The sequence below is a fragment of the Mesorhizobium sp. P2_A12 genome (assembly GCF_056405075.1).
Genome location: NZ_JBFUCU010000004.1, coordinates 543653 through 557532, shown reverse-complemented (window position 1 = coordinate 557532; position 13880 = coordinate 543653). Strand labels below are relative to the sequence as shown.

Annotated in this window: 16 protein-coding genes and 1 pseudogene; 6 read left to right on the top strand and 11 right to left on the bottom strand. The window is 62.5% G+C overall.

Features of this window, described 5'->3' with window-relative positions; all coding sequences use genetic code 11:
* Position 1: 1 nt before the first annotated feature.
* The 4 genes from AC1DZU_RS13060 to AC1DZU_RS13045 all read right to left on the bottom strand — a co-directional run bounded on the left by AC1DZU_RS13060 (position 2) and on the right by AC1DZU_RS13045 (position 3073).
* Positions 2–1060, bottom strand: a complete 1059-nt coding sequence (locus AC1DZU_RS13060; RefSeq protein ID WP_477285134.1) for a dipeptidase — start codon at positions 1058–1060, stop codon at positions 2–4.
* 153 nt (positions 1061–1213) lie between these two features.
* Entirely contained in the window at positions 1214–1513 is a 300-nt protein-coding gene (locus AC1DZU_RS13055) for a GNAT family N-acetyltransferase (RefSeq protein ID WP_095089283.1), read from the bottom strand.
* 2 nt (positions 1514–1515) lie between these two features.
* Entirely contained in the window at positions 1516–2136 is a 621-nt protein-coding gene (locus AC1DZU_RS13050) for an alpha/beta hydrolase (RefSeq protein ID WP_477285132.1), read from the bottom strand.
* Between the two features lie 4 nt (positions 2137–2140).
* Positions 2141–3073, bottom strand: a complete 933-nt coding sequence (locus AC1DZU_RS13045; protein WP_477285130.1) for a VOC family protein — start codon at positions 3071–3073, stop codon at positions 2141–2143.
* A 226-nt stretch (positions 3074–3299) separates the two neighbouring features.
* Between AC1DZU_RS13045 and AC1DZU_RS13040 the strand changes: the two genes are divergently transcribed.
* The gene (locus AC1DZU_RS13040; RefSeq protein ID WP_477285128.1) at positions 3300–4868 is read left to right on the top strand and encodes an alkaline phosphatase family protein; all 1569 of its coding nucleotides are present in this window, start codon (positions 3300–3302) and stop codon (positions 4866–4868) included.
* Positions 4869–4953: 85 nt separating this feature from the next.
* On the opposite strand, the gene AC1DZU_RS13035 is transcribed toward AC1DZU_RS13040, so the two are convergent.
* Complete coding sequence (locus tag AC1DZU_RS13035) at positions 4954–6291, bottom strand: PRC-barrel domain-containing protein (RefSeq protein ID WP_477285126.1); 1338 nt, start codon at positions 6289–6291, stop codon at positions 4954–4956.
* A gap of 255 nt (positions 6292–6546) precedes the next feature.
* Here AC1DZU_RS13035 and AC1DZU_RS13030 point away from each other — a divergent pair, with 255 nt between their 5' ends.
* Positions 6547–7467 (top strand): diacylglycerol/lipid kinase family protein, encoded by a 921-nt coding sequence (locus tag AC1DZU_RS13030; RefSeq protein ID WP_477285124.1) that lies wholly within the window; start codon positions 6547–6549, stop codon positions 7465–7467.
* Between the two features lie 29 nt (positions 7468–7496).
* Here AC1DZU_RS13030 and AC1DZU_RS13025 read toward each other — a convergent pair whose 3' ends face one another.
* Entirely contained in the window at positions 7497–7670 is a 174-nt protein-coding gene (locus AC1DZU_RS13025; RefSeq protein ID WP_477285122.1) for a hypothetical protein, read from the bottom strand.
* Positions 7671–7825: 155 nt separating this feature from the next.
* Between AC1DZU_RS13025 and AC1DZU_RS13020 the strand changes: the two genes are divergently transcribed.
* Positions 7826–9367, top strand: a complete 1542-nt coding sequence (locus AC1DZU_RS13020) for a sensor histidine kinase (protein WP_477285120.1) — start codon at positions 7826–7828, stop codon at positions 9365–9367.
* A 75-nt stretch (positions 9368–9442) separates the two neighbouring features.
* Here the strand turns inward: AC1DZU_RS13020 and AC1DZU_RS13015 are convergent, their stop codons facing one another.
* The 3 genes from AC1DZU_RS13015 to AC1DZU_RS13005 all read right to left on the bottom strand — a co-directional run bounded on the left by AC1DZU_RS13015 (position 9443) and on the right by AC1DZU_RS13005 (position 11128).
* Complete coding sequence (locus tag AC1DZU_RS13015) at positions 9443–9901, bottom strand: hypothetical protein (protein WP_477285118.1); 459 nt, start codon at positions 9899–9901, stop codon at positions 9443–9445.
* 11 nt (positions 9902–9912) lie between these two features.
* Complete coding sequence (locus AC1DZU_RS13010; RefSeq protein WP_477285116.1) at positions 9913–10239, bottom strand: ElaB/YgaM/YqjD family protein; 327 nt, start codon at positions 10237–10239, stop codon at positions 9913–9915.
* Positions 10240–10366: 127 nt separating this feature from the next.
* Complete coding sequence (locus tag AC1DZU_RS13005) at positions 10367–11128, bottom strand: Crp/Fnr family transcriptional regulator (RefSeq protein WP_477285114.1); 762 nt, start codon at positions 11126–11128, stop codon at positions 10367–10369.
* 204 nt (positions 11129–11332) lie between these two features.
* On the opposite strand from AC1DZU_RS13005, the gene AC1DZU_RS13000 reads away from it, so the two are divergent.
* Positions 11333–11653, top strand: a complete 321-nt coding sequence (locus AC1DZU_RS13000; protein WP_167392256.1) for a response regulator — start codon at positions 11333–11335, stop codon at positions 11651–11653.
* Between the two features lie 36 nt (positions 11654–11689).
* On the opposite strand, the gene AC1DZU_RS12995 is transcribed toward AC1DZU_RS13000, so the two are convergent.
* A complete protein-coding gene (locus AC1DZU_RS12995) occupies positions 11690–12241 on the bottom strand; it encodes a sigma-70 family RNA polymerase sigma factor (protein WP_095089299.1) in 552 nt (183 codons plus the stop codon).
* 3 nt (positions 12242–12244) lie between these two features.
* Positions 12245–12448 (bottom strand): NepR family anti-sigma factor, encoded by a 204-nt coding sequence (locus tag AC1DZU_RS12990; RefSeq protein ID WP_095089301.1) that lies wholly within the window; start codon positions 12446–12448, stop codon positions 12245–12247.
* A 223-nt stretch (positions 12449–12671) separates the two neighbouring features.
* On the opposite strand from AC1DZU_RS12990, the gene AC1DZU_RS12985 reads away from it, so the two are divergent.
* Both AC1DZU_RS12985 and AC1DZU_RS12980 read left to right on the top strand, forming a co-directional pair.
* Positions 12672–13466, top strand: a complete 795-nt coding sequence (locus AC1DZU_RS12985) for a response regulator (protein WP_457154515.1) — start codon at positions 12672–12674, stop codon at positions 13464–13466.
* 204 nt (positions 13467–13670) lie between these two features.
* Positions 13671–13811 (top strand): annotated as a pseudogene (locus AC1DZU_RS12980) (DUF1328 domain-containing protein); the annotation flags it as partial.
* Positions 13812–13880: the final 69 nt, after the last annotated feature.

Here is a 13880-nt window from a genome sequence, read left to right as displayed (position 1 = left end):
TCTAACCTATCGTTTTCTCCAGCATGCTCAGCCAGTTGCGATAGGCGATCTTTTCGATCAGCGCGCGACCGAAACCGCGCGCCGCCAATGCATCGATCAGCTTCGGCAAGCCGGCGACATCGCCGATCACGGCCGGGATCATGGCGCCGTCGAAATCCGAGCCGAGGCCGACACCGTCCTCGCCCAGCGCCTGCAGCAGCGATTCGACGTGGCGAACCATGATGTCGAGACTGGTATCCGCATTCATGCGGCCGTCCTCGCGCAGGAATCCGGTGGCGAAGTTCAGCCCGACCATGCCGCCGGATTCGCGGATCGCACCGAGCTGCCATTCGGTGAGGTTGCGCGAATGGCCGCAGATCGCGTGGACGTTGGAATGAGTGGCGACCAGCGGTGCGTCGCTGAGCGCTGCGACATCGCGAAAGCCCTTCTCGTTGAGATGCGACAGGTCGATCATGATCTTCAGCTGGTTGCAGGCCTTGACCAGCGCCTTGCCGGCATCGGTCAGCCCGGGGCCGGTGTCGGGCGAGGACGGAAAGCGGAACGGCACGCCGTGGCCGAAGGCGTTCGGCCGGCTCCAGACGATGCCGAGCGAGCGCAGGCCGGCAGCATGCAACACGTCCAGCATGGTCAGCTCGGGATCGATCGCCTCGACCCCTTCGATGTGGAACACCGCCGCGATCGAGCCTTGCGCCATGGCGTTGCGGACATCGCCGGCACTGCGGCAGACGGTGAGCCCCCCGGCTCGTTCCAGCCTGAACAGGATCGAGGCCATCGCGATCGTCGAGGTCAACGCATCGGCGCGCGGAACCTCTGGGGGCAGCGGCTCGGCATCGCTCGGCGCCAGCGGCACGGCGCTGCGCCTGGATTTCTCGACGGGCGGCGGAAAGATGGCGAACATGCCGCCGGCAAAGCCACCGGCTTTCGCGCGCGGCACGTCGACATGGCCGCCCGATTTCCCCTCGATGAACAGCTTTTCGACGTCCGTGTCTTTTGACTGGTAGAGTCTGAGCAACGTGTCGTTGTGGCCGTCGAAGACGGGAACGAGGTCGGTTTCGGTCATTGGGGGATCATTCGGTTCGTTTGTCGGCGCGGTGGCTGCGATAGATCATATCCACTTAGGCAAGATGCGCTACCCGTGCAAATGCCAAAGCCATCGAAGCGGGACGACAGCCTGATGTCGCGCCCGTTCCGATCGACGAAATGCCGGCCGATCCTACTGCTTCAGCACGTCTGCCCATTCGTGGTGGCGGCGGAACTGGGCGTTCGCGAACGGGCAAAGCGGGATGATCTTCTTGCCCGCCGCGCGCGCATCTTCGACGGCGCGGGTGACGAGCCGAAGCCCTGCACCCTGGCCGCGGAAGACGTCCGGCACTTCCGTATGGTCGATGATGATCTGGTGCTCGCCGATCTTGGTGAAGGTCATCTCCGCCTCGGCGCCGTCTGGCCCGCGCAGGACGTAGCGACCCTTGGAACCGCGATCTTCCAGTTCGATTTCAGGCAGTTGGTCCGGCATCGCTATACTCCCTGGGTGGCGCCGGCAAAGAGCCGCCGTGCCGCCTCGATTTCGTTTGGCCGCACCTCGTGCCCGCCTTCATGCCACTCCACTTTGACATCGGCGCCGTCGGCACGCAAATAGGCTTCGAGCCGCGTTGTCAGGTTCGGCGGACAGATCGGATCGCGCCTGCCGGAGGTCACGAGGATATGACGGCCGGCGAGACTGCCGTTGATCTCAGGTTCGAACGGGATCAGCGGATGCATCAGCGCCGTGGCATCGAACATCGCCGGCGCGGCGAACACCACCGAGGCCAGGATGTTGGCGCCGTTGGAATAGCCGAGGCCGAACACGGATGACGGCTTCGCCGCCTCGATATGGGCCCTGATGAAGCCGGCCATCTTGTCCGTTGCCCGCGCCAAATCGCCCATATCGTAGACGCCCTCGCCGGTGCGGCGGAAGAAGCGCGCCGCACCATGCTCCGCCACATCGCCGCGCGGCGAGATGATGGTTGCCTGGGGCGAGAGATCGCGCCCCAGCGATAGAAGCTGGTTTTCATCGCCCCCCGTGCCGTGGAAGACGAAGACCAGCGGACCGCCCGGCGAACCGGGCAGCACCTTGTAAGTGTAAGCGTCCTTGCTCATGGTCTCAGCCTTCCAGCTTCTGCAGATGCTGTTCGAGATAAGGCCGCAGGTGCTGGTGCTGCGTTGGCAGCTTCAGCGCCTCACCGAGATGAGCGGTATCCTCATCGCGATCGAAACCCGGTTCGTTGGTGGCGACTTCGAACAGCACGCCACCCGGCGTGCGGAAATAGATGGCCCAGAAATAATCGCGGTCGATCACTGGCGTCACCTGATAGCCGGTGTCCATCAGCGCTTTGCGCACTTCGAGCTGCTTGGCGCGGTTCTCGACGGCGAAGGCGACGTGATGAACAGAGCCGGCGCCAAGATCGGCGAAGGCGGCACCCGGCAGCGATTCGATGTCGATGACGTCGGCGCCATTGCCGTTCTTCACCGCCAGCCGCCGGACATTTCCCGACTTGTCGATCTCCTCGTAGCCCATGAACTTCAGCAGCTCCTCGGTGGCGCCGCCATCCTTCAGCCTGAGCGACACGGAGTGAAAGCCGCGGATCGCCTCATCGGTGGGGATGCCGCCTTTCGCCCATGGCTTTCTGGCGTCGGCCTTGTCCTCGACCAGGGCGAAACCATCGCCGTCCGGTCCGGCAAAGGCCAGGCGCTTCTCGCCGAATGTCTCGTCGCGCGACAGGCCCGAGACGCCTTCATCGGCAAAACGCTTTTCCCAATAAGCGAGCGTGCCTTCCGGCACGGAGTAGACCGTGGTGCCGACTTCACCGACGCCATGACGGCCCTTGCCGATGTTGGGAAACGGAAAATAGGTCATCACCGAACCCGGCGTACCGGCCTCGTCGCCATAGTAGAGATGGTAAACGTCAGGCGCATCGAAATTAACGGTCTTCTTGACCCGGCGCTGGCCGAGTTTCCTGGTGAAGAAATCGTTGTTCTGCCGGGCATCCCTGGCCATCGAGGTGACGTGGTGGAGGCCCTTGATCTGATCGAGCATGGTCTTGCTCCTTCCCTTGGTGCTTGTGCGGCCCTAGCCGCTGTCCACGCCTATATGAGGACACCACCGCCTGCGGCAAAGGCGGCAAACACAGAATGGACTGTGCTTTAATAGTGAACAACCAAAATGCCTTTGTTCACCAATTGACGAACATGTCAGGCTTGCGCCGTGGCCGGAATTCGGTTCCATGGGCGGCGTTCGACCATAGAGGATAAGGGTATCGCGAGTGACCGGAAAAGCCAGGCGCCCGAATGTTCTTCTGATCACATGCGACCAGTGGCGCGGTGATTGCCTGTCGGCTGCCGGCCATCCGGTTGTCAAGACGCCGAATGCCGACGCGCTGGCCGCCGAGGGTGTGCTGTTCAAACGGCACTATGGTGGTGCGGCACCTTGCTCGCCGGCCCGCGCCTGCCTCTACACCGGCCTCTACCAGATGAACAACCGCGTCTGCCGCAACGGCACGCCGCTCGACGCCCGTCACGGCAACATCGCGCTGCATGCCCGGAGGCTCGGCTATGATCCGACGCTGTTTGGCTACACCGACATATCGCTCGACCCGCGCCTGCTGGCGCCGGGCGACCCACGGCTGCAAAGCTATGAAGGCGTGCTGCCTGGATTCACGGTGCGCCAGTTGCTGCCCGAGCATCAGAAGCAGTGGCTGTCCTGGCTCAAGCAGCGGGGCATCGATACCGGCGCCGGATCGCCGGATATCCATCGCCCGGTGAACGAAGGCGGCAAGGCCGAGGCCGGCGTCAGCAACGCACCGCCCGTTTATTCGAAGGACGAAACCCCATCCTCCTTTCTGACCGGCGAATTCACGCGCTGGCTCAGCGAGCAGGAGAACGATGTGCCATGGTTTGCCCATCTTTCCTTCATCAGCCCGCACCCGCCCTTCATCGCGCCGGAGCCATACAACAATTTGTATGATCCGGCTGCCGGTCCTGCCTTCCACCGTGCAGCGAACTGGCAGGCAGAAGCGGAGAGCCATCCCTATCTCGGCTATGATCTCGGCCGGCAGAAGCAGGCCAAGTTCCGCCCCGACGCCAGTGGCAAGGTGCATGATTGGAGCGGCGACGACTTTCGCCGCATCCGCGCGATCTACTACGGCATGATCTCGGAGGTCGACGCGCAGCTCGGCCGTATCTGGCAAGCGGTCAAGGCCGCGGGAACGTGGGACGACACCATCATCGTGCTGACCTCGGACCACGCCGAGATGATGGGCGACCATTTCATGCTGGGCAAGGGCGGCTATTTCGACGGCAGCTACCACATTCCGCTGATCATCCGCGACCCGCGTCACGGCAAGGCTGCCGGCGGCAGTGTCGATCGGTTCACCGAAGCGGTGGACATTTTGCCGACGCTTCTCGACCTGCTCGGCGAAGCCCCACAACCGCATCTCGACGGATGTTCGCTGAAGCCGTTCCTAAGCGGCGGGAGCCCTGCAGCCTGGCGCAATGCCGCGCATTGGGAGTTCGATTTCCGCTCGATTGCCGAGGGCGAAGCCGAACGGCATTTCGGCATCGCCTCACGCCAATGCAATCTCGCCGTCATCCGCACGGAAAAATTCAAATATGTGCATTTCGGCGGTAACTTGCCGCCGCTGCTGTTCGACCTGGAAAGCGATCCGGGCGAATTGAACAACCTCGCCGCCGATCCGGCCCACCTGGCCGTGCGGCTAGAGTTCGCCGAAAGGCTGCTTGCCTGGCGGGCTGAACATCTCGACCAGTCGTTGGCTTTGGCCGAACTGACCGAGCATGGCGTTGCCGGCCATGTTAGCAGGGGATCAAGGCAGTAGGGCGGTAGGCCTGGATGCGCCGCACCCTACTGCCCTACTGCCCTACTGCCCTACTGCCCTACTGCCCTACTGCTGCCCTACTATCCTACTGTACGATCATGCGCTGCTGGTCACGCTTCTCCGTATAGCTGCCCTTGTCGTAAGCAGTTTGAGCCTCGAGCTGTTCCTTGGTGAAGGTCGTGTACAGGTACTTCCTGCCATCCTTGTCGGTCATGAATTTGAGATTATCCATGCCGACCGCGACTTCCTTCTCGCCAATGCCGAGGAAGCCGCCGACGTCGACGATCACAGCGTCAGTCTTGTTGTCGGGCGCCAGCACGACGTCACCGATTTCGCCGACCTTGGCATCATTGGCGCCGTAGACGGTCGTGCCCTTCAGGTCGTCGGCGCGAATCTCACCGACAGGCATCTCGGTCAAGGTCGACTTGTCGATTGCCGCCGTCTGGGTCTGGTCGGGTGCCGAGGCATCGGGTGTCGAAGCGGCAGGAGCCTCAGCCGTCTTGTCAGCCGGTGCGACGGCAGGAGCCGTGGCATCGGACGGTGCAGCAGCCGGTGCGGTTGCAGCCGGCTCATTGGAAGCCGTCGTTGCCGGTGCCGGATCATAGGCCTTGCGGTTGAAATCCGGCTGCGCCTGAAGTTCCTCCTTGGTGGTCTGGGCCACCAGCCAGCGGTCGCCGTTTTTCTCCGCCCACTGGGCCTTGCCGAAGTCATAGGTGACATTCTTGGCGCCAAGGCCGAGGAACCCGCCGACGCCGATGACAAGCGACTCGGCCTTGCCTTCCTTCGTCAGCACGATGTCGTTGACGCTGCCGATGTTCTGCGCGTCATCGCCGGTGCCGTTGTAGACGGTTTCGCCAATGATGTTGGTGGCGAGATTGCCGTCGGCGCGCTTCACCGGTTCGGCCGGCGCAGCATTCATGTCGACGGGTGTCTGCGCGGTGTCAGCCGGCGCGGATGTAGCCGGAGCGTTTGCATCCGTCGATGCGACCGGCGCCGGAGCAGGCGCATAAGGCTTGCTGTCGAACTCCGGCTGCGCCGTCAGTTCGTCCTTGGTCGTCTGGGCAACCAGCCAGCGGTCGCCGTTCCTTTCGGCCCATTGCAGCTTGTCGTATTCGAAAGCGACATTCTTCGCTCCGACACCCAGAAAACCGCCAACGCCGATGACTACGGACTTGGCCTGGCCATCCTTGTCAAAGACGACATCGCTGACCTTGCCGATATTCTCGGCATCGTCGCCGGTGCCGTTGTAGACGGTTTCACCGATGATGTTGGTGACGATGCTGCCTTCGGTGCGCACCGGAGCGGCGGCTGGCTCCTGAACTGCGGGGGTCTGGGCGGGCGCCGGGGATGTCGCATTCTGCGCATAGGCCCCGGTCGCGACCAGCGCTGCGAGTGCGGTCGTGGCTAAGAGGTTGCGGGTCATGATGATCTCTCCTCGTGGGTGATTTCGTACGCGCCGCGCCCGGTTGAACCGTCGCTGAGGAGGTTCGGACGCGGCATCTTCTTCACAACGTCGTGACCATGCTGTTGTTCCGACAAAACACTTCCCGTCGTGGCGAAGCCAAGAAGCGGGGAAGCGCCGGCGATTTCTCAAAACGGAACCTTTCCCGCTTGGTCGCGTTTCAGCCCGTGGCTGGGTCTATCCCGGCCGTATCGTGATGGAATGGCGGAGCGGGGCATGAAATTTGCTGCGGTGCTGAACCGGGACGGCGGCACCTTGCGCACAACGGACCTTGCCGCCTTTTCCGACAGGATGCGCCAGACCCTGGAGACGGCAGGCCACTCCCTCAGCATTGATGTTGTTGCCGGCAAGGACGTGGTGGAGACGCTCGATGGCGCTGCATCGCGACGCGCTGTCGATGTCGTGCTGGCCGGCGGCGGTGATGGAACCATTTCCGCCGCGGCCGCTCGGCTGATGGGCACCAGGAAGGCGCTTGCCATATTGCCGGCCGGCACGATGAATCTGTTCGCACGCGGACTGGGTATTCCGCAATCCCTCGATGCCGCGCTGAAATCCTTCGCCGATGGCGAAATCATCGCAGTCGACGTGGCCACGGCAAACGGCCGGCCCTTCGTTCATCAGTTCTCGATCGGCATGCATGCAAAGATGGTGCAACTGCGCCAGAAAATGGAATTCGGTTCACGTCTGGGAAAGATCGGCGCCTCGGCCAAGGCGGCCTGGGCGACGATCAACAATCCACCGGCGATGAACGTGACGCTCAGCATCGGCAACGCCGAGATGGCGGCCCGCATCACCGGCATCGGCATCACCAACAATCTGTTCGGCGAAGGCCACCTGCCCTACGCCGACAACCCGGCGGGCGGCGTGCTTGGCGTCTATGTCACGGTGGCGCAGCAGCGTGCGGAACTGGTCAAATTCTTCTTCAACATGGCGCGCGGAAAATGGCGCGACAACGAACACGTGGAAATCCATCAAGCTGACCGAACGGTCCTGAAAATCCATTCGGGCAGCAGCAAGTTCCGCGCCGTCATCGACGGTGAACTGGTCAGGCTTGACCGTGAGACGACGATCGAAATCCGGCCTGGCGCACTGAATGTCCTGGTGCCGGCCCGCATCGCAGAGGCGAAGGCTGCCTGATGCGATCTCGAACGATGAAGGCCGAAAATCTAGCCGCCTGGCGCGCTTCCTTGTTCTGTCGCCGGCGTCCTGGCCATTTCACCATAGATTTCGGCGATGCCCCAGGCAGCGAAGGCCAGAAGCAGCGCGGCAATCAGGATACGCAAGCCGTGCCAACCCCAACCTCCCTGTCGCGCTTTGTTTTCGGGGATGATCTTGGTCATGATCGGTCCTTGTCTGGCATTACTCCAACTGCCACGGTCGGCAAAACACGGTCGGGTAACGGTTCCTCGCTAGGATGGTTCCGGGGACGCCGGGTGGTCATGAGCCGGCAGGTACGAGATGCAGCGAAGGCCGGGACGGGCCATTGGGGACTTGGGTGAACAGCAAGGCGGAAACAGTGCCGAATCTGCCGGCCGAAGTAGCGCGCGCGGTCGAGGACGAGGACCGGCTGGCCGTGCTGCACGGTCTGGAGGCGTTGGATACGGCGGCCGATCCGGATTTCGACCGCATCAGCGGCCTTGCCGCGGCGGCGATGCAGGCTCCGATCGCCTTGGTGACGCTCGTCGACCACAGGCGCCAGTGGTTCAAATCCTGTGTCGGTCTGGACGAGACCGAAACCGCGACCGACATCTCCTTCTGCGCCCATGCGATTGCCGCCGGCGACGAGCCTATGGTGGTGGCGGACGCCACGACGGACCCACGCTTCAAGGCCAACCCGCTGGTCACGGGCAAGCATCATCTCCGCTTCTACGCCGGCGCGCCGATGATCGTGGCTGGCGCCCGCATCGGCACGCTGTGCGTGCTCGATCGCAAGCCGCATGCCTTTCCGTCTAGCGCCATGCTCGAGCAGTTGAAGGCGCTCGCCGGCCTCGCCGGCAGCCTGTTCACCTTGAAGGATGCGACCCGCAGCGGCGCTATCGCCGAAGCAGCACTGGTGCGTGAGGAAAAGCGGCGCGCCATTGCGCTCGACGCAGCTTCGCTCGCCAGCTGGGCATGGGACATCCGCACCGACATCATCGAATGCGATACCTTGCTGTCGGAGCTGTTCAACCTGCCGCGCTCGAACCGGCTGCGGGCGCGCGACATCCTCACCGCCATCGATCCTCGCGACGTCTACCAGACCGAAACCCGCTTTCGCGATGCCTTGACCGGCAGCGACGACTATTTCGGCGAATACCGGGTGAAGGGCTTTCATCCGCCGCGCTGGCTCGCCACGCGCGGCCGCGTCATCGAGCGCGACGGCGACGGCAAGCCTACCCTGATCTTCGGCGTCAACTACGACATCTCCGAGCGCAAGCTTGGCGACGAGCGGCAACGGCTGCTGCTGCGCGAGCTCAACCACCGCGTCAAGAACACGCTGGCGACCGTCCAGGCACTGGCGACGCAGACCGTGCGCCATGCCCGCCAGCCGAGCGAGTTCCTGGAAGCCTTTGGTGCCCGGCTTCAGGCCCTGGGCATCGCCCACAATCTGTTGTCCGACCGCGAGTGGCGCGGCATCGGCATCCGTGAACTCGTCCAGATCGAGGTCAGGCCTTTCGACACCGCCGACCAGCCGCGCATGACGATCTCCGGCGACGAGTTGTTGCTGTCGCCAGACCAGGCTGTCGGGCTTGGCCTGATCCTGCATGAACTGGCAAGCAATGCGCTGCAATATGGCTCGCTGTCGGTGGCGTCAGGCAAGGTTGATCTCGGCTGGAGGACGAAAGGCAGAAAGGGGACCCGACGCCTCGTGCTGACCTGGCGCGAAAGCGGCGGCCCGCAAGTCGCCCCGCCGGAGCGACACGGCTTCGGCTCGATCCTAATCCGCCGCAGCCTTGCCAAGGTCATCTCAAGCGAAGTGACCCATGAGTTCCGGCCGGAAGGCGTGTTTGCCGAAATATCGATGCCGCTGGAAGATCTGCCGAGTGAAAAGCCATGATGCCGAACCAAAAGGCCGCGACGCAAAGTTGAAGCCGGTTTTCGGAAGAGATCATGGTCAAAGAGAGAACCGACCTTACTTCCGCTCGTCTTCTTCCGGATCGTCTGGTTTCACGTTTTCGCGGTAGATGGCGTAGGCAGCCAGCGCCACGGCAGGACCCAGAATGACGCCGAGACCGCCCTTGCCCTTGAGCAGCGCCGGCAGCACGGCAAGCGCCGCGGTGATGCCGATCGCTTTCATGTCGGCATTGCGCTGTTGTGCCCGGCGCCGGGCACGTGAGCCTGCGGATATCTGGAAAATCAGCAGGATTAGCCCGGCAAGCAGCAGGAAGCCGACGCCAAAGCCCAGCGCGGCGGCAAGCGATCCGTAGCGACTTGCCGTCCAGATATAGGCTGCCCCGACCAGAAAGCCGAGGCCGCAGAGCGCCACTGATATGGCGAGCCCATAAACGATTGCCGCCGTGCGCGCCCGGCGCAGGGCGGCGGCGGTTTCGCCCGATGCCAGACCTGCAATCAGGGATGCGAGCATTCCCATCTGGAATGCGACTAACGACGCGCGAGGAGCGCGAAGAGGAAGCCGACGCCGGCGGCGATCGCCAGTGACGTCACCGGCTTTTCGCGTACGCTCGCCATTATCTGCTCTTCGATATCCTTGGCATTGCCGCGCAGGCTGTCAAAGGCTGCTTCGCCCTGCGCACGCAATTGCTCGACCCCTTCCGTAGCCGCACGCCGCGCGGTGCCGTAGCCATGCTCGCCGGTCTTGGCCAACTGCTTGGTAAGCTTGTCGATATCGGCCTTCAACTGCCTGATATCGGCTTCGAGATCTGAATTCGACGGGCCTTCGGTTGCGGTCTTTCCTGCGGCAGTTGCCATTGCTTAACTCCTTGTGATTGCTTGATTTCAAACGCGCCGCATGTCTCAAGGTTCCGGCATCAGGGACAAAGTAGCCGAAAACGCGTGCGTGTGCACCCGATCCGCTGGCGCTGAAAAAGGCGTTTCGTCAGATCAGTGGCCGTCGCGCCTCGCCCAGCCCTTCCCAGCCGGCCAGTTGCTTGAGCCCTTCATTATCGGTGACCTCGCAACCGCCGTCGCGCCAGACAATCAGCTTTCGGTCCATCAGCTTGCGGATCGTCTTGTTGGTATGGACCAGCGACAGGCCGAGCGTGTCGGCGATGTGCTGTTGGGTGATCGGTATCTGAACCGATTGCTTGCCATTCAGCCCAACGACCTTTGCCCGGCTGCCGATGAAGGCGATAAGATAGGCGGCGCGCTCGATGGCGCTGCGCCGCCCGAGGCTGAGCAGATTCTCGTCCAGCATGCGCTCTTCGCGCGATGCGATCCAGGTGATGTCGTAGGCCAGGCCGGGATGATTGCGGTAGAGTTCGTGGAGAGACTCGCGTTCGAAAACGCACAGCAGCATCGGCGACAGCGCCTCGACGGAATGCTGCATTTCGCCCATCACGCTGCCCTGCAGGCCGATCAGATCGCCGGGCATGAGGTAGTTGAGGATCTGGCGGCGGCCGTCCTGCAACAACTTGTAGCGGAACGCCCAGCCGGAGAGCACGGTGTAGAGATGGGCACTGTGGCTTCCCTCCACCAGGACCGTGGCGCCCTTGTCGACGGCGAGCTCCCCCTTCTTGAATTTACTGATGAAGGCCAGTTCCTGTTTTTCGAAGTCGCGGAAGACCGGTAACGGCCGCAACGGGCAGTTCTCGCAAGGATACTGCCGACTGGAGACGGCACGACCGTTCTGGCCTGACATTTCGACCCCTCTTCGAAAGCCCGCACAAGGCTGCGTCACAACGCGTTAGCGCGGATCGAGGTTCCGCGCGGGCACATGTCTTTTTTAAATGACAGCTTGCCAAATAGCGATCATGACTCCATCCGTTACAAGGAGCCCTTGCCTGTGTCCCCTTTGCTTGATGGATTGCGGATTCTGGTCCTGGAGGATGAGTTTCTCATCGCCATGGATGTCGAGCAGCTTTGCCGCGATCATGGTGCGGGCGAGGTGGTGATCGCCCGCGATCTGGCCGAGATCGACGATCGACAAATCGCCACGCACTTCGACGCCGCCATTGTCGACCTTATGCTGGGTGGCGCCTCGACACTCGATTTCGCGTCGGGCCTACGCGCGGCAGGCGTGCCGTTCGTGTTTGCCTCGGGTTATTCGGATCCCGATGAAATCAAGACATCGTTTCCGGGCGTCAGGCTGGTCGGCAAGCCCTATTCGGGTGAGGACCTCATGCAAGCGGTGGCGGCGGCCTGCGGGCGGGGTTCTCCCGGCTGAGACACGATCCTGCGGATCGCACCTTGCGATCGCAGCTCAGTTGGCCGGCGAGCCCGTGACCTGGGTCGAAATCGCATCCGGGCCATACTCGTCTTCGCCGGAGATCTTCAGGATCTCCTGCAATCGCGTGCGGGCCCGGCTGACCCGGCTCTTGATCGTCCCGACCGCGCAACCGCAGATTTCGGCTGCCTCCTCGTAGGAGAAGCCCGACGCGCCGATGAGGATGATGGCTTCGCGCTGGTCTTCCGGCAATTGCTCGAGGGCGCCGCGAAAATCCTTCAGGTCGAGCTGGCCATGCTGGGCCGGATGAACGGCGAGCCTGGCCGTCATGATACCGTCGCTGTCTTGCACCTCGCGCCCGCGCTTGCGCATCTGCGAATAGAATTCATTGCGCAGGATGGTGAACAGCCACGCCTTGAGATTGGTGCCGGGCTGGAAGCTCTCATGCTTGTCCCAGGCCTTGACCAGTGTTTCCTGGACGAGATCGTCCGCCTTGTCGGCATTTTGCGTCAGCGACACGGCAAAGGCGCGCAAGCTCGGGATTGCCCCAAGCAGATCGGTCTTGAAGCCTTGGGAGACCGCTGCCATGCTTCAGTCCTTCTTCTGTGCGGGTTCGGCCTGTTCCAGTTGACTGAGCAACTGTGCAAAGCGATCCGGCACATCGTCAGAGACCAGCTCGTCGTAATATTGTTTGAGTTTGCGTCCGATTTCGGAATTCGGCCCGAGTGCGTCACTGGACCCGTTCCGGCGCCTGCCCGCGACGCCAGCCAGAATATCTTTCGTCATATCCTTCATTTTGCCCTTGTATTCCCAGCGCCCAAGCCGCTCATAACACTACTCAACACAACGCAAGCGGCCCCTCGTCTGGTTGCCCGTCCGAACATCAAACGCCGTCCCGGCGCGTTAGTTCCATCAAGGTCGGAACTTTTTCTCAAGACCGGCGTTGTTTGGCCGGGGCTTGCAATCAGCTTGACCTGCACTCTATGCAACCACGTCATTCTGAGGGAGACGTCTTACCATGAGCTTATCAGCCACCATCGCACCACATCTGCCGTTCCTGCGCCGCTTCTCGCGGGCCGTTTCCGGATCGCAGGAAAGTGGCGACGCGCTGGTCGCCGCGATGCTGGAAGCCATCATCGCCGATATCGATATCTTTCCCGAGGCCTCGAGCGACCGCATCGCGCTTTACAAGGTGTTCGCCAAGCTGTTCACGTCGGTCGCTATCCGCGTCCCGCAGGAGCAGGCGCAGTCGCCATGGGAACAGCGCGCCGCCGCCAATCTGAACGCGATAGCGCCGCGTCCCCGTCAGGCCTTCCTGCTGGTAGCCGTCGAAGGTTTCAGTGAAGACGAGGCGGCCGAGATCCTCGATGCCGGCGACCAGGAGTTTTCAGAGTTGCTTGCCCAGGCAAGCAACGAAATATCCCGCCAGGTGGCAACGGACGTGCTGATCATCGAGGATGAACCGCTGATCGCCATGGACATAGAAGAAATGGTCGAGAGCCTCGGTCACCGCGTCGTCGGAACGGCGCGCACGCATGCCGAGGCGGTGACGATGTTCGGCAAGACGCGGCCCAAGATGGTGCTTGCCGACATCCAGCTTGCCGATGGCAGCTCGGGCATCGAGGCCGTGAACGAGATCCTGTCGTCGACGTCGGTGCCGGTCATCTTCATCACCGCCTTCCCCGAGCGTCTTTTGACCGGCGAACGCCCCGAGCCGGCATTCCTGGTCACCAAGCCGTTCAACCCCGACATGGTCAAGGCTCTGATCAGCCAGGCGCTGTTCTTCGATCGCCAGGCGAAAGCCGCCGCGTAGGGGCAGCGGCAGGCACGAAGCGATATCAAATGGCCGTCTGATGCGATTGCGTCAGGCGGCCTTTGACATGCCGGGACCCCGTCATCAGCGAATTCCCGGCGCCACCCTGTCTGGAACGATTGGCAAGCACCGTCTTTTTCGGCAAATGGTGGAACAAACCGCATCTACCCACGTTTTCATCACACCATTCGAAGGAGATGGATCATGCTTTACTGGGCGCTCGTATTTCTCGTCGTGGCAATCATAGCCGGCGCGCTTGGTTTCGGCGGCATCGCCGGCACGTCTGCCGGCATAGCGCAGATATTGTTTTTCATCTTTCTCGCTTTCCTGGTCATTTCGCTTCTGTGTCCTTCACAGGACACCGCCCGGCGGACCGCTTTTGGAGGCGGGTTTTCGGGAAGCCCTCTGGAACCC